Consider the following 20,423-nt stretch of genomic DNA (forward strand, 5'->3'; position numbering starts at 1 on the left):
CCTGAGTGCTTTCAGCCAGGGCAACTCTCTCTGTATGGAGCCTTATACCTTACTCTCCCCTTCGCAGTCTTTAGTTAATTTTTTATAATTATAATACCTCCAAGCGGGATTGTCAAGTTCCCTGCCCTTAAATTTAATTCTTTTTACACATCTGACAGCCAGTACATACTTCTACTCTATCACCAAATATTTTTTTGACTGTCTCCTCAGTTTCACTATCATCAAAATGAAGTATGATCTTAACAGGTGCCACATTAATAAGGGCACTAATCAGTAAATCTTCATGTTCTACGTCTTCATCAAACATTTCGGATAAATACCCTTCCAGATACTCATTATTAATCTTATTACCCAGTTTATCATAGATTTGAAAAGATTTATCCTCTTTCTGTAATACATGAACCATAGATATTCTGGGTTCCTGAAGATCCACAAAATACTTTAGTAATTCAATAAATTCATTATATTCTTTTTCGATAATGTAGTCATCTACCGCTTCCTCCACAGCACAATTCAAATCACTAATATAATCCTTTAATCTAAATCTTACAAAACCTTCTATATTAATATCCTGATTCTTATTAAAGTATTTTTGAATTTCTTTCATAACCTCCTGTTTCCTGACCAGTTTATTAAACATTTCATCAGGACGCAGTTTATTCTTTCTCATACCCTCTTCATTTAAACGATTTAAGGTTAATTCCTGGATCTTATCCCGCTCATCACCAGAAAACTGCTGATATTTATGTCTAATTATCCGAGTAATAAATTTTATTTCCAGACTGTCAATTACTATATCAGCTATAATACCTGCAATATATTCCAGGGCATTTATTTTTTTGTTTTGCTCAAAATCTATTTTAAAAAGGGTATATCCTTTACTCTCTTCTTCAGCAAAAATTAGGCTTTGACCTAATTTCTGCTGCAATTTATCCTTTATCTCATTTGAGAAATCCAATGTTGAGATAGTTATCCCCATTATTATCACTCCTTATATCTATATTATTATATGAACCAGCTGAAATTTGTATACAACTATTAGCCGCAAAATAAAAACCGTACATCTATAGAATGTACGGAATTGTAATTACTATTAAATTTTAAATATGGTGTGGGTAAACGGACTTGAACCGCTGACCTCCACGATGTCAACGTGGCGCTCTAGCCAACTGAGCTATACCCACAACTATAAAGTGGTGCCGGGGGTCGGGCTCGAACCGACACGGGTAAAAATACCCACCGGATTTTAAGTCCGATGCGTCTGCCAATTCCGCCACCCCGGCAAAACAATAAAGTATCATTTAACTTAATGACAATTAGTATTATAGCATTATCCAATATTGCTGTCAAGAAAATCAAGTAAAAATTTTAATATATATTTAACATAATATTAATGAGTGTAATTGATATAATCACCCCATTTATCGACAAAAGCTGTTACACTTAGGAAAGAAGAGAGAAGAGTTATAATAACACTGGAGACAAGAATCTAAGGTCAGCACCTCACTTACAATGAGTCAGTGCTGACCTATTTAGTAATTAAAACTGTACTATTGATTTTTAATTAATCAACAACATCTAATTCAATAATCCTTAAATCAAGATTACCTTTTTTATATTCCTGGTCAATTTTTTCTACCATCTTTTCAATAGTGTTAGCTTTTATAAAAGGAACATCTTCACTCCCCTGAGACATCTGTTCTACAATATTATTGATTCCCGCTACTAGCCCGGAGATATAATAGACTTTTTGCTCATAATTCATCTTCTGCCAGTCATGGCCATTCCATAAGTCTGTCCTATCCTTTCCCGGCAAATTCACCTTTGCAATTACAATCGAAGAAATCAACAATACTATCAAAAGACTAAAAATAATTTTCTTCAAGTATAACCCTCTCCTTTTTAGACACTTTTTAGTATATTTCTAGATATAATATTATTTTCCTGCATTAAATCCAATAGAATTCTGTCTAAAATCAGCAAAACATCGTAAATTTACGTTAAATTATTTATATGATATAATTACTAATAAATAATTTACTTAAACAATCAACTGTTATTTATATCTAAACAACTACTATTATAGTACTGCTTCCCGGAGATAAACAAAGTGTTAATTATAAATGTGAAAACCTGATAAAGAGACAGAAAACATTAAAAAGGGGAATGATATTATTGTTGGTCAGAAGACAATTCAACTTGGTATTAGCTCTGGTCATTATTCTTGGTCTAATTACTATTTTTCCCATTAAAGCTGTTGGGGAAAGAGAAAAAAATATTTTTCTTAATAACCAGCAGTTCAAACAGGGAGAACTGATAATAATAAGGACTGAAAATCAGCATATCTACAGGATTAATTTTAATCAAAAGGAATATCATCTTTACAAAGATAATAATACAACTGGTTTCTTGGCTCTCATCCCCATTTCCTACTGGCTTAAACCAGGAGAATATAAACTTGAAATAAATGGACAAAATTTCAATATGCTTAAGGATATTAAAGTCCTACCAGGAAATTTTAGAAAAAGCTATCTAGATGTTGATAGTGAAAAAGAAGAAATAGTCAGACCCCAGAGCAAAGAAACAATTGAAAGAAAGAAAAGAGACAATCAGCTAATAAATAAAGCCCGTAAAAATTCCTCTAGCACACGACTATGGCAAGGTAAATTTATCTGGCCAGTAGATGGTACTATCTCTACCCCTTTTGGAGCAACAAGATATATCAATAACAGATTACAAAACCGTCATTCCGGTTTAGATATTGCTGCCTCCAAAGAGACTGCTGTTAAAGCTGCTGCCAGTGGAATTGTAGAACTGGCAGCAGAATTGCTGGTAACTGGTAATACCATAATTATTGACCATGGTTGGAATATCTCCAGTTCCTACTGCCACCTGGACGACATCAAAGTAAGTGTTGGACAAAAAATAGAAAAGGGAGATATTATCGGCAGTGTAGGGTCAAGCGGTTTTTCAACTGGACCCCATCTTCACTGGACAGTAAAAGTTAATGGGGTCTTTGCTAACCCCGAATGGTTTATAAATTCTTTATTTTAATTTAGAGAGAACTATATTTTACTTGTCTTGATAGAGAAACAAATCCGAACCAGCTACAAGTGCAGGTATATTGATAATAACCTGTGTCTGGTCTAATGATAAATTAATATCCTTTTCAATTTCTTTACCAACAGCTTTACCTTCTTTAATCTCCTGTAAGACTATTTTATGTTGAGGCCCTGCTAAATAAACCACATTTCTTTTCCCAGGATTAAGTGTTGTTCTACTGAGTTTTTCTCCGTCAACCCAGACTTCATATCTGACAGCTGCAGTAAAAGTTTTTCCAGCTATAGTCAGATCCCGGTTATCAATAAATACCTTATGTTCCTTTCCGATAATAAAGAATATAATCCCCAGCATAATCAAAAAAACTACAAGAATAGCTCTAAATATAATTTTTTTCTTCACGAAAAATCACTCTTTTCACTATCTCCTTGTAGAGAAACCCTATGTAATATCATGGCTTTTTTCCTCGCATTCTCCTTCTCAACTCTACTTTTCCAGGCATATAAAGCCAGGGAAAAAGCAATCACACCATAAGTAATAAATACCCTGAAATACTCACCCAATTGGGCTGAACCAATTAACTCTTTACCAGCCCTGGGTGAAACAATAAAAACTGTATGAAAGAGAATAACACCAACAAAAACATTAAATACCGAAGCCCTGGCTACTGAAGCCCCACCAACCAGGAGGGCAGCAATAGCAAAAAACCCAATCTGTTCATGACTGTTATAGGTATTAACTGTTCCGATATTCTGCAGATAGATAATCATCCCATAAGAGGCCAGTACTGTAGAGATAATAATAGCGATAATCCGGGTTTTTTCTACATCAATCCCGGCAGACCTGGCTACTTCCATATCCTGACCTACTGTTCTCATATCCTGTCCTAATTTTGTCTTCTTAAACCAGATAATAAATAGGCATAAACCAGTTATTACAATTATAGTTAAAACCGGGATCTTTATTCCAAAAAGGTTTAATCTAATTAAATTATCAAGGCTTTGTCTAACACCATCTAGATTAACAGCATTCCTGATTCCATATCCCCTGCTTAAGAGGATCTCATTATTAGAAACAGGAATGATATTTCCCATACCATAGAGAACAATTAACTGGTAAATACCATTCATAAAAAATCCCAACATAAGACCTGTTACCATTTCTCTACCCTTCGCCTTATTAAGGACAACACCAGCAAAATAACCAAATACAATAGCAAAAGGGGTAGCCAGTAATATGGCCAGTAATATCCCGGGGAGACCTACTATATGCCAGTCTGTAATAAAGATTAAGCCTATCTCTCCAGCCATTGCTCCTAAAACTATTCCAAAATTCATACCCATACCTGCCATTACAGGAATTAATAGAGATAAAATCAAAAAAGAATTCCTGGTCAGTCTAGTCATAACCTCATTTGCTAGAAAACTTAGGGAAAATCCTGACATAGGTGCTGCCAGTACAACTATTATAATAAACATAATTGGTACAGCATAATCAATTAAAAACTTTTTAAACGGATTTATGGCCTTTAATGTACCTTGATTTATCATGCTCTCACCCTCATTTTTCTGGTTAACGCATAGACAATCATACCATTAGAGATAATGATCCTGATCGTCTCAGACATATCACTTTTTATAATATTATTCATAACTGAAGGGGTCATAGTTAAAATGCCCTGGAATAATAAAGCGCCTACAATTACATTCCACATCTTTACTTTACTAACAGAAGCCCCTCCAAGTAGAAGTGCTGCAATAGCTGGAAAGGCCATTAATAATGGTGCATTATAAAGCTGAATAAAACCAAAACTCTGCTGATAAACCAAGATACCAATAGCAGCAATAATTGTTGACATTATAATTGAATTCGTCCTGACCCTATCAACATTTATCCCACAGGAACGGGCATAATCAGGATTAGAACCAACAGCTTCCATTGCTGTTCCTGTCTTTGTACGAAAAAATGCCCAGACAATAAGACATAACAAAGCAAAAAATAGTATGGTTCCAGTAGGAACAGTAATATGCGAGCCCAGTTGAAAACCCAAAAAACCATTTAAGATATGAAACCAGTAACCCTCTGTACTAATAGTTGTTCTAAGACCCTCTCCCCCATAAGCCCAGATCATATTGGGGTTTTCAAAGGGAAGGAGCAACCACATAATACTCATAAAGGAAACAGAGGAAAAACCCACATAAGTTGCAACTACCATTTCATCACCTTTAACCCTGTTTAAGAGCAGACCATAAAGATAACCCAAAACAAATGCCCAAAAAACAGCAACTACTATTGCAGTAAAAAAACCAATAAAGCCAATCAATTCCAATTCCAGACTAATTACTGCCCCCAACAGGCCTGCAATAATCCCTAACTGCAGACCAAAGTTAAGCCCACAGCCTGATTTAACCATCGGTACCAGTGATAGTACTAGAACAGCATTCATACCAAACCTGGCAATAAGATCATTTATTGATGTATCAACCCTTACACCAACAAAAGGGGCAATGATAAATAAAGAAAAAAGAAATAAGGCAATTAACAATCTGGGTAAACCTATTTTACCAATCATTTTTTTAATTTTATCTTTCAATCTCAACACCTTCTTCTGCTTTAGATTTACCAACCATTAAGAGACCAAATTCAACCCGTTCAGCAGTAGGGGGTAAAATACCCGCAATCTTCCCCTCATTAATAATAGCAATCCGATCAGAGATAGACCTTAATTCTTCCAGTTCAGAGGAGGTAATAATAATTGTTGTTCCATATTTTTCATTATACTGACACAAGGTATCAAGTACTAGCTTCTTGGCACCCACATCAATACCTCTGGTAGGCTCAGAAACAAAGAGGAGTTCAGGCTTTAAGGCAAAGGCTTTAGCCAAACAGATTTTCTGCTGATTCCCCCCGGAAAGTTCTCGGGCATACTGCCTCTCATTAACACATTTAATATTAAGTTTAGTAATATATTCTCTACTTAATTCAGTAATAGCTTGATCATCACGCCATTTAATTAAACCACCCAGATATTTTTTGATAAACTCCTCTTTAACCTGCATAACAGTAAAAGCTATATTCCAATTTAAAGATTGATCTAATAGCAAACCAGTTCCCCGTCTGTCTTCAGAAACAAAGGATAAGCCCTGCTGCAAGGGATTCCTGGGGTTATTTAGCTGAACAGTTTCACCTTTGAATAGCACTTCACCTTCTGAAGGATAAAGGCCCATAATTCCATTGGCAATCCCCAGTTTTCCCTGACCAGTTAAACCCCCTATTCCCAAAATCTCCCCTTTTTTTGCATCAAAAGAAATACCATTAACCTGCTCACCTGGCATATCTACCCAGAGATTTTTTACCTCTAAGATAGGATCTTTAAACTCCCTTGTCCTTTTTTTATGTATCACTTTTTCCTGACGAGCTTTTCCAACCATATATTCAGCTATTTCACGTTCACTGGTCTCAGCAGGATGCAGTTCTTTTTGAATCTCTCCATCCCTTAAGACAATAATATAATCTGAAACAGCAAGTATCTCCTGCAGCCTGTGGGTAATAAAGATAACAGCAATACCCCTTTGTGAGATCTTTTTAATTGAATTTAAGACTATATCGGCTTCACTCTCTGCCAGAACAGCTGTTGGTTCATCAAGTATCAATAATTTTGTAGATTCACGCTTAAGCTCCCGTGCTATCTCAGTAAACTGCCTGTACCCTACCGGCATATCCTTAACCAGCATATCCAGGTCAAGGTCCACCCCCAGGAGTTTAATGGCTTCACTGGCCTGTTTCTTCATTTCTACCCTATCCAATATATTCATTCTTTCACCAAATATTTCTGCTATTATATTTGGTCTACTAACTTCAAAATTTAAAAGGATATTCTCTACCGCTGTAAAGCCCGGAATTAGAATAAACTCCTGATGAACCATCCCAATACCAGCCTCTAAGGCCTCAAGAGATGAGCTAAAATTAACTTCTTCTCCATTAAAAATCAACCGTCCACCAAAACCACCGGTCTGACGAATATCTTCTAAGCCAAAAAGGATATTCATTAGAGTAGATTTTCCAGCTCCATTTTCCCCTACAAGTCCAATAATCTCACCAGACCTAACATTTAAATTAACATTCTTTAAAACCTGATTTCCATAAAATTCCTTACTGATATTCTCCATCTTTAGTAAATATTTTTCTTCCATTATAGTCTCACCTTCTGTTCTTACTGGTTAATTAAAAAAGGAAGGGAGGAGATAATTTCCCCTGATATTTGCCTTAACATATATCAAATCAGTTTATCTCCCTTTTTTTATGTTATTGACCTATTTCGAAGTACTTAGCTGGAACCTTTAAATCAGTCATACCTAAATACCCCTTACCAAATATATAAGTATCCTGATATATGAGCATAAAATTCTCCCTTTCAATACCATCGGCATCAACATAGAGACTACCATTCCAGCCAGCACCCGGTGTAAACTCCTCATAAGCAGACATAATATCTTCCATATCCAGCAATTCTGAATTCCCTTCAATAACATTTTTAGCATGTTCTGCTAAAGCAGCTGAAGTAGAAAACCCAAAAGAATAGGCCCAGGTACCCATTCTACCAGAACCACCAGCCTGAATAACCTTTTTTTCAACCTTATCTAAAATCTTAGGCCAGTTCCCCTTCTCTTCATTACTAAATTCTACACCTAGAGCACCAGGATAACCCATAGTTGGTGAAGGTAAATCTGCTTCAATAAAATACCCACCTAATTCAGCAATCCTTTTTAACAGTGGCTCAGTATGGGCATCATTAGTACAGAAAAAAGCTGTTTTTTCCCCGTACTGTTCCAACCAGGCAGGAACTTTCTCTAAAATAAATTGCTGGGCGCCAGCAACACCTATATCACTTACCGGATCAGGTGAACCCATATCCACATAGTTCAGTCCCAGATCATTTGCAGTCTCACGCATAATATCCCTTCTCCGGGAAAGCATTTCATAACTCATATGCCTGGGAAAGGAGATATGCATAAAGGTATTTGCCCCCAGTTCCTGGGCAGCCTTAACAATTAAATACCCACGGGCAACAGCATCCGGATAGAGTGTTAAATCTGCCTCATCTGATAACATGTCAGGGTCTTCGTGAGGTGTACCAGCCAGCAGAAGAATATCCGGCCTCACTTCACGAATCCTTCTAAATGCTTCAACTGTACCCGGTACTGCCTGGTTAACAACAACTGCTTTCATCATCGGGTCGTCTGCCAGGGCCACAATCTGAATAATAGTTGTCTCCATCTCCTGCATGAAGTTATCAGGATAAGTTATATTGGTAATCATCCCACCCTCTGAACTATCACCATACCGCCTAATCATCTCTTCTGCCCCTCTAAGATCATCCTCTGATTGGGAGACAGTCCCTGTAACAATACCAATGTGAAAATTTTCTGCCATTACAGAAAAAGATAGCACTAAGATAAATACTAACACCAGTAATATTTTTTTCATCCTCTTCCTCCTCAAAATTTAATAATCAAACAAATAACTTTAATAACCCTTCCTTTTTTATATAAACATTAGGAAAAATACTAAATATTTCTTCTAATGTAATGTCCATATATTTCACATTTTAGTAATAAGCATCTTTTAGATATTTCTGTATAAATTTATTAATTCCTTCTTTATATTACTAGTAAACTTATTTTTAGTAAAAAATGAAAAATCCCCTTATAAGCAAATTATTTGCCTAAAGAGGAAATTATTACAGTATATCTATTTTTGAAATGATTTTTATCTCCTATATATTAACTTCACTAGCCTTTCCAGTTACTTATTTTTTTTCTAAGTAATATATATAGCTGGCATATCAATAAATAGTATGTATTATATCTTGTACTTCCTGATTAGTTGTTTGGCCTTTTTTCTTGTTTTAGGACTAATACTAGAGGTCTTCTTTTTAATAAAATAAACAATTTCATTCATATAATTGTTCTTAAGAAACACATCGTCAAATATATTTAAAACATCACATTCTAATAGTGCTATCTGTTTTTCATTATAATGACATATCTTATCAATATTTAAAAGTCTAGTAACCACTTCATCGATTAAATCAAGTCTGGTTTTTAAAATAACTCTTATATTGTTTAAACAACATTTTCCAGTCATAAACTTTTTATCATTAATATGCTCAATAAATCTTGGCCATATTAAGGAAAAACGATCTTCATCATCAACCTTAACTAAGTTTGCAATTAATGTCAATCCAATATCTCTATGATAAGAATTATCATGATCTAATAATTCCACAATTTTATCCCAATATTTATAGTATAAAGAAGGTTCCTTCTTACTAGCCTCTGAAACCACGTAATAACAATGATAGTATATCATAATATCATTGTTTAAAAGTAATTCATTTACAATAAATTCTCTTATATTTGAATCATTATTGATGAACCTTACAAAATAATCCCGATCAAAATTCTTTTGAGAAATCTTCTCCAAAATCTCCTTTTTATTCATTTATTCTCTCCTTAAATAATATACAAATTTAAAAATGTTAAAATTAACAAATCCAGCAATTTTGATAGTTATACCTTATTACTCTTTTATATATTTTTAATCGTATTATCTAAGACTATAACTATTTATACCTTTTTTTCATGTTCTAGAAGCCATTTTTTTCGCCAAAGACCTCCCCCATATCCTACTAACTTACCATTGCTACCTATTACTCTATGACAGGGTATAATAATACCTATCTTATTTTTATTATTGGCATTTCCTACTGCCCTACTTGCATTTTCATTTCCAATAGCTACTGCTATTTCTTTATATGCTAAAGTTTGTCCATATGGAATATTAATTAGTTCCTTCCAGACCTTGGTTTGGAATTTTGTCCCAGTTATTTTAAGGGGTAAATCAAATGTTTTTCTTTTTCCACTAAAATATTCACCTAACTGCTTTTTAGCTTCTATTAATACATCTTCTATTTTTTCCTGATACCTTTTTTCTTTATGAAATGTTAAACCTATTATGCTTCCTTCTTTAGACTGTATCTTTATTAACCCTAAAGGAGAATCATAATAACTCACATTATTCCCAACATCAAAAGCATCAGTTGAATCAAGTGACATCCTCATTTTACTATCTTTACTTTTTAAACCCTCTATTTCACTTTTTGTAATATTTATTTTTTTATGCATAGGTTTCTTCCTCCATAGTACCCATTAAAATATACATGAATTTTAAACTAATCCCTAAACTCACCAGGTGAACATCCAGTTTGTTTACGAAACACAGCATAAAAAGCTGATATACTCGCAAATCCTACTTCCAACCCAATTTCAGCATTATTTAATATGCCATCTTCTAGTAATTCACAGGCTTTTTCTATTCTAATTTTCTCTAGATACTCTTTTGGTGTAAATTTCAGATATTCTCTAAATAATCGATAAACTTGTGTTTTACTTAACCCTATTTTTTCAGATATACTGGATACGTTTTTTAATAAATAATATTCTGTTTCTATTAATCTTTTGATTTCATTTACTAATTTTTTCTCTGGATTATACCCTATTAGATCAGGCCTACATCTTTTACAGGGGCGAAATCCTTTTTCTATAGCCTCATCTACATTTCTAAAATAAACAACATTATCTTTCAATGGTGTTCTTGAATTACATGATGGTATACAAAAAACACCTGTAGTTTTAACACCATAATAAAACATATAATCATAATTCGAATTATTATTTTTAACAGCTTCCCACATTTCTATTGGGGCAAATGATTTTCGCACACAAATCACTTCCTGAACTCTTAGTCTTTGTCTTCTAAATATAATATAACCCAAAATATATGATTTTTCTTCCTGTTTTTAACCAAGTAATTTTAGTACACTAATCACTAAAATATTTCCCATAACTATGTTTCTCTTTTAGTCATTATTTGTTTTCTTTACTTGTACGGAATATATACTAAAATCATTTTCACTTTTTACAAAATTTAATCTTTCTTTACCAATATTTTTCTTGTTAACTAGATATAAATCAGGCGATAAAAATTGTTCAACAAAAGGCAGATCTGGGGTATAGAAAAAACTGCCTCCTGATTTTAAAGAATTGAGTAATTCCATATATCTTCTGGCATAATTAATGTAATTCCCATTCATTTTAAAATGAGTTCTTTTAAAATGATTTGTAAAAGATAGATGTGAAATAATAGTTCCCCAATAATTTGGTTTTAGTTTAAATTTAAACCAATCGATTTCTATTACATATGGTTTCTTTTCTACATTTCTATCTATACCATAGGTCTCTATACCCTGCTCATGTAAATATTGAACTAATCTGGCACTGGAACCACAACCAATATCTAAAACTGGCTCACACATCTCTTCTATATTAATACCCAGAATATCAAGTTGAAAAACTGCTCTATACTCTGAACAGGGAATTTCATCTACAATTTTTTTCTCTCTAGGGAAAATTTTTAACTCTTCAATATCATTTAAAATTTCTCTTAATTGCACCTGATGTTCAATTACAAGTCCATTTAACCAATTTAAGCCAATCGCTTGATTTGAACTTAATCTATTAAATATAGTCTCCATAAAATTTCTATACAGATTATTCATCCTGTTCCTTAGTTTATCAGTTATTTCAACATATTGATTTAATTTAAATATAGTCTCAATTATTGTTTTAGTAGAATATTCTGCTACTACTCCAATAAATTTTTTTCTTTGCAATTTATCAGTAAAATTAAAATAATCAATAAATTCTTGTCTGTGAGATATTATATAATCAACAGCATAATTCCCTAATAGGAAATGCTTATCTTGAGATGATTCATAAAAAATATTTTTTCTGTAGTTTACTTTATTTAATTGTTCTATGAACATCAATAAATTATTTTCAATATTCATATGGTCCTTCCTTTCCCAAAAAACAACATAATAAAACCGGTTATCATAAAAATCTATTTTTATAACAAATCTATTTATATAATAAAATTAGAGATAGCAAATGCTATCCCGGTGTTATTACTATTTTTTAATGTCTAGAATCTTAAAGTATGTAGTATAAATTTGTTTAAATTTAAAGGTTTACTTGCAAATCTAATACTGCAGCTTCTTATAATAATCAATTACTGGAGACTAATCTTAGCTCAAAAAAATATGGGCTAAAATTAACAGAAAAAGATGTTTCCGAAATTATTAAAGACAGAGAACGTGTACTAAATCATCAAGGTAGAGTTGAACTAGATATAAAAGTAACAGTAAAGATAATCGAATTTCTTTATTCGTCACCTTATGTAAATCAAGATAATTATTCTGATACAGTTATAGGATTACAAGAAATATTCTATTATTTAAAAAGTGAGACTGATGACCAAATTGCAGATGATATATTATTAAATAAAATATTCAAGCTCTACGAAAATATCTGTGCCGGATCCCTTGAACTTTTAAGGGGTAGAGAAGCGGATAAATTAATCAATAAAATTAAATATCAAGATCCAGATAAGGAGGTTGCTGATGCATAATAAAATTGTTACAATATCAAAATTAAAAAAAGAAAACATTAATAAATATCATTATACGCTCTCTCTTCTCCTAGAAGGGCAAAGAAAAGGACTTATAAATAAAAAAACAATCAATAGTATTCACCAACAAATAATAGTGATATTAAGAGAATTAATTCTAAAATATACTAAGGGAAACAGTACTTCTGTTAAAGTAGAGACTGCTGAAAATATTCAGAAATCCATCCTTTACGTTATCGATTTTAAGCTGGCTAGTTATTCCAATCTGGAAAAAAGTTTATTTATAATCAAAAAAACTGATGTAAAAAAAATATACGAAGAAGGTCTAATACTATTAAAGAGAATTATAGAAGATGCAGAAAATTTATATGCGTATATCAAAGAAAATAAGCTTAAGATCCCATTGGAGGTATATAACTCAACAATTGAAGAAGCACTTCCTGTGTTTTTTGCAAGTTACGACATAAATTATAATGCACACAATACTGTAACTTATGTAGACTATCCTTTAGTTTTCAATGATCTGAAAATGCAGGGAATAATCTATATTAACGATTATCTTAAAAACCTTAACCTGGAAACCAATTTTTGTGGACATTTCAACATTAACGATATTAAAAATGTTTTAAATAATTATGGTCACCTTTATAATATTGACTACAGACAGACCCCCATTAATATATTTGAAATCGTAATTAACAATTCAATATTTTCTGCAATATTAAGTAATAATATAACTGACCTAAATATATCAGAATCACAATATAAAATCTTAAAAGGGATATTTACACAATCAACAGCTTATGAAAATAAAGTTATAATTAATGAGGCCATTAACAAAATTATTGCTAAAATAAAGAATAAAGATAAAAACTTAATTAATTATATTCAACAATATAAGCCACTTCTAATTACTAAAATACTAAACACAATAAAAAATGATAGTCTCCATAACCTTATTATTACAGATAATACAGGGGTAAAAAAAGAAAAGATTGTCTTTTCTTCAAGCAAGAGTATGAGCAATGATATATTCCGCAGTTTAGTTGAAAAAATAAGAAACAGTTCAGATACCGCTGATAAAATAACTATAATAACAAGTAAAGTTAAATCAATGGATGATCTGATTGATATTTTATCTGCTGATTGTTTATATGCAGATGAGTTTAAGGAACTATATAAACAGATCAGTAATGTAGAATTAGCAGTATTAGCCAAAATGATATTTCTTGAAGAAATAAGGGCTGGCCAATTTCATTTAGCTGGTTTAATAGTCAACGAAGATTTTGATGAAGAATGGCAACAGCAATATGTAGAGTTTATTCTTGAATTAAGTAAAATCCAGCAAAGAAAGATTGAACAATTAATAGATAAGATAGAATTATAGCTGTATTTATCCTTATTATCTTTTATAATGGCAATTTCCCTTTCCATTAACAACAGCACTTACTTTACCATTACTGTTTAAATCAAGTATTTTAGTATCCTAAATTTTCGTCAATTATAACAATTTTAATTCTATTTTTCTTTAAAACCCATAAAATTCACCACTTTATGATACTTAATTACTCTCTATGACTGCTTTTGCATTTTTAAAATCTGAATTAACCGTTCTTTTTAAATATAACCATGCTAAGAAATTAAAGTCTTCTCTTTCACCGATATGTACTACTAAAGTTTCATTATCTTTTATGGAAAATAATCTAGTTCTTGAAACCTCACCTTCCATATATAAATCAATAATTCCTTTTTCTTTATCTAATACTGCTTTTGCTTCATAAGTATTATTATACTGATCTGAAATTATATATCTTTCTTTATTAACTTCTTTAACTTCATCTACCCAAGCTGGATACAATTTGGGATAATTATTGACATTAGAGAACCATTTCCATACATTATCATAAGATTCATCAATAATTTTTTTATTTATATGAATCTTTCGGTTAATTTTAGTAATAAATTCTCTCCAAACAAACAAAAATATTAATATAAACCCCGTTGTTATTAACGCTGTTAATAAGATTACTCCACTATATTCAATGCTCATTATACTCACTTCTCCTTTTATTCTTTTATTCAATCGAAATCCAAATTTCAGCTTTACATTCAAAATCTTTTGGATTTCTTAAATAATAAGCTTCTAAATCAGGTTTTTTAGCATATTGATATCCTGTACTAGGAAACCATTCTGAAAATATACGTTGCCAAAGTTTATGAATACTTTCAGGCATTTTACCTATAACCTCAAATATTGCCCAAGTTGAAGCAGGAATTATTCTTTCCACTAGATCAAATTCGTCGTCTAATTTAGCCTCGGTTTTTTCTACCGCCGATAAATAAGTTAACATTTCCTTTTCATAATTAATATCCAAACAAACTCCCAGAATTCCTAAATCCCTCTGACTCTCAAATAGCTTGTTACATAGTCCCATTTTTTCGCACTCATCCCAAAAAATTGGAATACGCTCAAAGTTTTCTTTCATATTTATAGAAGCGTTCATTTCTTTACCAATAATAGTAAAAGATTCTTTTTCTTTGATCTTATATTTTATTTTATCATTCCCCTTGACCTGAATTTGAAAATAAAATCGTGGATATGCTTCTAAAGTTATCTCCTTTTCCTGTACAAAAGAAGGGCTTATCCCATGTAATTTCTTAAAAGCTTTAGAAAAAGATTCTGGTGTAGAATAACAATACTTTAAAGCTACATCAATTACTTTTGATTTAGGTTTTAATAATTCGTGAGCTGCTAATGTCAATCTGCGGTTACGAATATACTCAGATACAGTTACATCTGTCAACATATGAAACATTCTCTGAAAATGAAACTTAGAAATTCCGGCCACCTTTGCAGCTTTTTCTATTTCAATATTACTACAAAGGTTTTTTTCTAAATAACCAATGCTCTTATTAATTCTTTCAAATCCCTCCATTTCTTTTCTCCTTTCTTTAATTATAACAGTTATAGTGGTAATAAATCATGTTATTATATGCTTTTTAATGACAGATTTATTTATAAGCCATATAATTTAATACACAATCTGGTAGGTCAGGCGGGTTATCCCGCCCTTCCCCCATCAGAACTGTGCATGATAGTTTCCCATCACACAGCCCAAGCAGCCTGACCCAACCTTCGGATTGACGGTAACAAATATTAAATTTGTTACCTAACCTTTCAGAATATATGGTCTGACTTTCCTACTTGACATTCCCTTAAGACCCTTGCGTGAACATGTTGTTAGCTGTTGGAATGATATAAGCAACTTAACTTTCATTAATTTTTTTCTAATTCACATAAATACTTAAGCATCTACTAATTAATTATTAAACACTTCAGATTATGCTCAATTAACGTAACGACAAACTGGAATTTATACTTTTCGACTTATCTTCAACTGAATACAATAAAAATTAAAACTAATCGAAAAACTTTCCCTTATAAAAATTCTCATTCCCAAGTTTCTTTGCCGTCAACCTGAACATAACACAACCATCTGGACATACAATATCTTTGCTATATTTGCTAGTTCCGCCGATATTCTCTAAATCCCCACCACTTCTGACAGCCTCCATGATTGGAAACATAATGATCATTGCTTTGGAGCATATACCCTGTCCATCTGCATTTACAGGACAGCCATAGGTGCAGGTATACTTATCTCCGATTTCCTCGCCATTTCGACAATACCGCTCTGTATGGTCACCACGCAGAAACCCTATTACCTCGATTTCCCATTCAAACTCCTCATCATACCATTTTTTCACGATAAACCTCCAACTTCAAATTTGTCTTATCATTGTTTATAAATAATCTTTACTAAATTAATAGCTATTTTGATAACTTTAACTACGTTTTATAGACCCTAATTCTATACTCTGAAATTATATCATTCTTTCAGCTAACGTTTTTGTGTTTACGACGTTGGTGTTCCTGGTCATCCTTGCTTTCATAAATTAACAGAAGGATTGGCAGGACTTTTGCTCATCCTTACGCATAAACCCTATTGCAAAAGTCATGACAAAGCCAATGTCCCGTAGGGTCGCCGGTTTTTGGCGAACGTAAACACTGTGTGTTAGATGATGTCCCCCCTCAGAAGTTGCCAATAAACTCGAACAGAATAACTTCTGCCTTAATGTTTTTTTACTCATTACGCAAAAAAATATTATTTTATTAATATCATTAGCAAATTGGAATTTGTTACTACCATATTCCTACGAAAAAGCCTTCATCAACTCTTCATAGGAAATCCTCCCCAAGGTAAATCTTTCTAATGCTATACATGTTTTTTCCGCTGAAGTATTCACTCTATTATGACATTTATCCACTAATTTTTTTTCATTTGTTAATGGTTCATATATATGCTCTTTTTTATGATACGCTTCATAGTATCTTATGCCAAATATTCTCTGTGACATAGCATTTATATGGATACCGTCTGGGTTAGATGTAAGTCCTTTAGCAGTAACATAATAGCAATTTTCTTTACCCTGTGCATATTTTTGAAGTTCTTCGTTAATGAGTTGGTATTCCACACACCCTGCACCAAATCCCACCTTACCCAAATAATCGCCTAAACCACCTATAATAAATGGAATATTAGGTACGGATAATTCTCTTCTTATTTCATTAAAGATTCTTAATATTTTTTCGTAGTATTCTTTGTATTTTCCATCTTGGCTATCACTTTCCCCTTGATGCCATAGTATTCCTACCAATTCGCTATCTTCCATTGCAAATTTTGCTTCATTCATTGCGTGACGAAATAATGTTCCATCTATCGACCACTCATTAATGGAGCTACCACCTTCTGCACATGGAATGAGACCAATTTTTTCTCCCTCATTATCCTTACACCAAGCCTCTGCAAATGACGCCGCAAGCCCTATGCCCGCAACTGGTCTATCAAAATGAATTGGTTCAGTCATCATTTGCCATCTGCCATTTCGCAACATCATAATTCTTTCATTATAAATCGGAGGCACTTCATGTGTAAATCCACGACCTGCCATATTTGATTGTCCAATTAGTAAAAATGACTTCATTCTTCTCTCCTATCTACTAAATATTGATATCGATAAATTCAAATTTGTCTGTTATAAATACTTTCATATCCTCTTCAATAAATATATCAGAAAGTTCAATGTGGGGCATGCATTAATTAGAATTAAATTATATATACTCTTTACTTCTACAATTGATATTATACTATGATACTACCCTTTTACTAGAGGGGGGATGTCATCTAACGTAACCGCATTTCCGAAGTCCAGCAACCCTTAGTTAGCTCTTAACTTGGGTTGCTGGATTTGGGTGCAGAGACGAAGGAACGGAACCGGAAATATATTGTTATCTGAAGTCCAGCGGTTTTTATTATTTTATCTCTTTAATAGCTTCTTCTCCCACTGGTGGTAAATCAACCCCTTGTTCTATCAAAACTCCTAATCTTTCTATATTATTAAATAATTTTCTTTTCAATTCTTTATCCTCTTTATTCAGTTGATAAAAATCTGATACTTCAAGTGTAGCTTTTTTAAAAGTTTTTCTAGTTTTGGGATCTAAATATAAACAGTTATTATACCACCATTCTTGACATTTATATGCTACTTCATGAATGCTTTCATTATGGAGATTAAAAAACATCTCACGCCAAAGACTATATGCCTCTTGATGAATTTCTAATCTTTTTTCTAATGCAGCAAGCCTAAACTGACTTGTCCGATCTGTTTTTGCAATAGTAAACTGTACTTTAATTGTTATTATAACACCAAGTATTGTTCCAGCAAATCCTATAATTGCTATCCACAAATTAACACTCATTTAACCAACTCCTTATTAATATCAAAAAATTATTGCTATTTATTAAGTAATCTTTCCATCACTCTTTTCGACGCATAAATTTCTTGAATAAAAACATCAATTTTTTCATCTTTTGATGCATTAAATAGATATTCTCGTCCAAGTGTTTCAAGGTTACCTTGAATTATATCACCTGTTGCAATATGATAACTTCCTAATATTTCAATCACTGTATAATCATTATTCTCAGTAAATATAGCAGCAAAACCTCTTCTTGAATTAATTTTTGTTATTTTACCTTCCATAATTAACCTCCAATTTGCTGGATTTGTCGAGTAGAAGGCACCTCACGATGCCGAACCCTCACAGATCCGGACGGGCCCAATTCGGGCATCCGGCTCCTCACTCCATCTCACATAAAATCAAAACTATCCATATATATTTACACATATTCTTGCTTTTGGTATGTGTTTATCAATTATATATTTCTTAAATTTCTCCCATATAAAGCTTTTCCTCTGACTTCTTCTATTCAACCATTTAAATAGTATTCTGATAATTGCCTGTCTAAAATTATCTATAGACTTACTATTATCTGTTATTCCATAATATTGATAATGTCCCCTCAACTTGGATTTAACCTTATCTACTATTTCGTTGGTCGTCAACATATTCCTCCTTAGCTTTATCCATCTTGTGAATTCTACTATCTTGGCGTTGATTTTTTTCTTCATCGTCCTACGTTTTACCCTAAATCTACCTTTTCTGCTTGTACTACAGTAGTGAGTAAAACCTAGAAAGTCAAAGGTTTCCGGTTTGCCTCTACCTAATCGTCTGCTGTTACTGGCTGCAAATCTACCAAATTCTATTATCTTGGATTTATCTTCTGCCAGTGCTAAACCGAATTTTGCTAGTCTTTTCTTTAGTACATGAAAGAATATCTCTGCTGCTCTTTTGTATTGAAAGCAGCATACATAATCGTCAGCGTATCGCACTATCTCAGCTTCATCGTTGATACGATAATGTTTGCGAATTATCCCCATAAACCATAGGTCTAGTACATAATGAAGATATATATTTGCCAGTAATGGAGATATTATTGCTCCCTGAGGTGTTCCCTGCTCAGTTACTGTGAGTTCCCCATCTTCTATTATTCCAGCTTTGAGAAACCTTACTATCAACCTTTTTATATTCGGATCTGCTATATTTACTCCTATAAATTTCATTAACCATTCATGATTTACATTGTCAAAGAATCCCTTTATATCTGCATCTACCACATAGCTGATTTTCTGCTTTTCTATTACTATGTTTAGCTTCTTTAAGGCGTCATGACAACTTAGTCTTGGTCGAAATCCATATGATATGTCCAGAAATATGGCTTCATATATCGGCTCCAGTATCTTCTTTAATCCCAGCTGCACTAGCTTGTCTTCATATGCTGGTATCCCTAGAGGTCTTACTTTTCCTTTTCCTTTACCTTTGGGTATATATCCTTCTTACTGGCTGGGGTCTATATGAGTGTGTTTTTAATTTTTCCACAAGAGCACTTATATTCTCTTTTAAGTTCTCCTCATATTCTGCTTTAGTTACTTCATCTACACCTGTTGCCTTACCAGCTTCCAATTCTTGATGACATAACAGCAGTAATTCCTCATTCAGTAAGTGATACAGTGAAGTGAATACTGTCTTTGGATTTTGTTTTGCTTTTATTGCTATCTTTGCTAATTTTGTTGACATTATTTATCCACCCCTGTGTGTGGTTAATGTGTCCTTAACAAATACGATTTCGTGCAGTTTTCCTTTTCTCCACCGGCATTACCCGGCTTCATCAATACTATGAAAACTGTCCGACTCCCTGCAACCTTCAGCATTCTTCCTTTTTATCAGTTGTTTGCTATACTTCTTTTCAGAAGAATTGCAGGGTCTCCTGAGTTATCATATAGTCATTGTATAACATGCCTGGCTCTTAGACCCCGGGGAGGTTTTAAGAAACTAGCCATTAATGTCTCATAAAATGTTGCTTTCCAGA

22 protein-coding genes, 2 tRNA genes and 1 other annotated feature (1 of these 25 cut by a window edge) are annotated in these 20,423 nt (G+C 32.7%); of the genes, 3 read left to right on the forward strand and 21 right to left on the reverse strand.

Going from position 1 to position 20,423, the window contains the following annotated elements:
• Window positions 1-74 (reverse strand) — a binding site (T-box leader) (it extends 158 nt beyond the left edge of the window).
• A gap of 59 nt (window positions 75-133) precedes the next feature.
• From ytxC to GM661_RS11725, 4 genes are all read right to left on the reverse strand, one after another.
• Window positions 134-979 (reverse strand): putative sporulation protein YtxC, encoded by an 846-nt coding sequence (gene ytxC, locus GM661_RS11710; RefSeq protein ID WP_230866996.1) that lies wholly within the window; start codon window positions 977-979, stop codon window positions 134-136.
• Between the two features lie 128 nt (window positions 980-1,107).
• Window positions 1,108-1,184, reverse strand: a tRNA-Val gene (locus tag GM661_RS11715).
• 10 nt (window positions 1,185-1,194) lie between these two features.
• A tRNA-Leu gene (locus tag GM661_RS11720) sits at window positions 1,195-1,283 on the reverse strand.
• Window positions 1,284-1,564: 281 nt separating this feature from the next.
• Complete coding sequence (locus tag GM661_RS11725; RefSeq protein WP_125990793.1) at window positions 1,565-1,885, reverse strand: hypothetical protein; 321 nt, start codon at window positions 1,883-1,885, stop codon at window positions 1,565-1,567.
• A 290-nt stretch (window positions 1,886-2,175) separates the two neighbouring features.
• Between GM661_RS11725 and GM661_RS11730 the strand changes: the two genes are divergently transcribed.
• A complete protein-coding gene (locus tag GM661_RS11730) occupies window positions 2,176-3,054 on the forward strand; it encodes a M23 family metallopeptidase (protein ID WP_230866997.1) in 879 nt (292 codons plus the stop codon).
• 18 nt (window positions 3,055-3,072) lie between these two features.
• Here the strand turns inward: GM661_RS11730 and GM661_RS11735 are convergent, their stop codons facing one another.
• The 9 genes from GM661_RS11735 to GM661_RS11775 form a co-directional block, all read right to left on the reverse strand.
• Window positions 3,073-3,462: a DUF6672 family protein gene (locus GM661_RS11735; RefSeq protein WP_230866998.1), complete on the reverse strand. Its 390-nt coding sequence runs from the start codon at window positions 3,460-3,462 to the stop codon at window positions 3,073-3,075.
• On the reverse strand, window positions 3,459-4,610 hold the full coding sequence (locus GM661_RS11740) for an ABC transporter permease (protein ID WP_230866999.1): 1,152 nt from the start codon (window positions 4,608-4,610) through the stop codon (window positions 3,459-3,461). Before GM661_RS11740 ends, GM661_RS11735 begins: the two co-directional genes overlap by 4 nt.
• On the reverse strand, window positions 4,607-5,632 hold the full coding sequence (locus GM661_RS11745; protein ID WP_125992239.1) for an ABC transporter permease subunit: 1,026 nt from the start codon (window positions 5,630-5,632) through the stop codon (window positions 4,607-4,609). The genes GM661_RS11740 and GM661_RS11745 overlap by 4 nt, the downstream gene beginning before the upstream one ends.
• Window positions 5,633-5,642: 10 nt before the next feature.
• Window positions 5,643-7,253, reverse strand: a complete 1,611-nt coding sequence (locus GM661_RS11750; protein ID WP_230867000.1) for a sugar ABC transporter ATP-binding protein — start codon at window positions 7,251-7,253, stop codon at window positions 5,643-5,645.
• Window positions 7,254-7,365: 112 nt separating this feature from the next.
• Complete coding sequence (locus GM661_RS11755; protein WP_230867001.1) at window positions 7,366-8,547, reverse strand: DUF3798 domain-containing protein; 1,182 nt, start codon at window positions 8,545-8,547, stop codon at window positions 7,366-7,368.
• A gap of 375 nt (window positions 8,548-8,922) precedes the next feature.
• Entirely contained in the window at window positions 8,923-9,564 is a 642-nt protein-coding gene (locus GM661_RS11760) for a hypothetical protein (RefSeq protein WP_125990800.1), read from the reverse strand.
• A gap of 125 nt (window positions 9,565-9,689) precedes the next feature.
• The gene (locus GM661_RS11765) at window positions 9,690-10,247 is read right to left on the reverse strand and encodes a methylated-DNA--[protein]-cysteine S-methyltransferase (RefSeq protein WP_230867002.1); all 558 of its coding nucleotides are present in this window, start codon (window positions 10,245-10,247) and stop codon (window positions 9,690-9,692) included.
• A 47-nt stretch (window positions 10,248-10,294) separates the two neighbouring features.
• The gene (locus GM661_RS11770; protein ID WP_230867003.1) at window positions 10,295-10,843 is read right to left on the reverse strand and encodes a bifunctional transcriptional activator/DNA repair enzyme AdaA; all 549 of its coding nucleotides are present in this window, start codon (window positions 10,841-10,843) and stop codon (window positions 10,295-10,297) included.
• Window positions 10,844-10,981: 138 nt separating this feature from the next.
• Window positions 10,982-11,971: a class I SAM-dependent methyltransferase gene (locus GM661_RS11775; RefSeq protein WP_230867004.1), complete on the reverse strand. Its 990-nt coding sequence runs from the start codon at window positions 11,969-11,971 to the stop codon at window positions 10,982-10,984.
• A 224-nt stretch (window positions 11,972-12,195) separates the two neighbouring features.
• Here GM661_RS11775 and GM661_RS19210 point away from each other — a divergent pair, with 224 nt between their 5' ends.
• Window positions 12,196-12,591 (forward strand): DUF6323 family protein, encoded by a 396-nt coding sequence (locus GM661_RS19210; protein ID WP_407929667.1) that lies wholly within the window; start codon window positions 12,196-12,198, stop codon window positions 12,589-12,591.
• Complete coding sequence (locus GM661_RS11780) at window positions 12,584-13,978, forward strand: DUF6179 domain-containing protein (RefSeq protein ID WP_230867005.1); 1,395 nt, start codon at window positions 12,584-12,586, stop codon at window positions 13,976-13,978. The genes GM661_RS19210 and GM661_RS11780 overlap by 8 nt, the downstream gene beginning before the upstream one ends.
• Before the next feature lie 174 nt (window positions 13,979-14,152).
• Here the strand turns inward: GM661_RS11780 and GM661_RS11785 are convergent, their stop codons facing one another.
• From GM661_RS11785 to GM661_RS11820, 8 genes are all read right to left on the reverse strand, one after another.
• Complete coding sequence (locus GM661_RS11785) at window positions 14,153-14,641, reverse strand: hypothetical protein (protein WP_230867006.1); 489 nt, start codon at window positions 14,639-14,641, stop codon at window positions 14,153-14,155.
• Window positions 14,642-14,666: 25 nt separating this feature from the next.
• Complete coding sequence (locus GM661_RS11790; RefSeq protein WP_230867007.1) at window positions 14,667-15,527, reverse strand: AraC family transcriptional regulator; 861 nt, start codon at window positions 15,525-15,527, stop codon at window positions 14,667-14,669.
• 484 nt (window positions 15,528-16,011) lie between these two features.
• Complete coding sequence (locus tag GM661_RS11795) at window positions 16,012-16,359, reverse strand: TIGR04076 family protein (RefSeq protein ID WP_230867008.1); 348 nt, start codon at window positions 16,357-16,359, stop codon at window positions 16,012-16,014.
• A 447-nt stretch (window positions 16,360-16,806) separates the two neighbouring features.
• Window positions 16,807-17,637 carry a sialate O-acetylesterase gene (locus tag GM661_RS11800; RefSeq protein WP_230867009.1) on the reverse strand — a complete coding sequence of 277 codons (831 nt, stop codon included), beginning with the start codon at window positions 17,635-17,637 and terminating at the stop codon, window positions 16,807-16,809.
• 328 nt (window positions 17,638-17,965) lie between these two features.
• Window positions 17,966-18,412 (reverse strand): hypothetical protein, encoded by a 447-nt coding sequence (locus tag GM661_RS11805; RefSeq protein ID WP_230867010.1) that lies wholly within the window; start codon window positions 18,410-18,412, stop codon window positions 17,966-17,968.
• Window positions 18,413-18,447: 35 nt separating this feature from the next.
• Entirely contained in the window at window positions 18,448-18,696 is a 249-nt protein-coding gene (locus GM661_RS11810; RefSeq protein ID WP_230867011.1) for a hypothetical protein, read from the reverse strand.
• Between the two features lie 123 nt (window positions 18,697-18,819).
• A complete protein-coding gene (gene ltrA, locus GM661_RS11815) occupies window positions 18,820-19,881 on the reverse strand; it encodes a group II intron reverse transcriptase/maturase (RefSeq protein WP_330165253.1) in 1,062 nt (353 codons plus the stop codon).
• A complete protein-coding gene (locus GM661_RS11820; RefSeq protein WP_230867012.1) occupies window positions 19,868-20,131 on the reverse strand; it encodes a hypothetical protein in 264 nt (87 codons plus the stop codon). Before GM661_RS11820 ends, ltrA begins: the two co-directional genes overlap by 14 nt.
• Between the last annotated feature and the right edge of the window lie 292 nt (window positions 20,132-20,423).

The sequence above is a fragment of the Iocasia fonsfrigidae genome, from assembly GCF_017751145.1.
In the GTDB taxonomy this organism is placed as follows: Bacteria; Bacillota; Halanaerobiia; order Halanaerobiales; family DTU029; genus Iocasia; species Iocasia fonsfrigidae.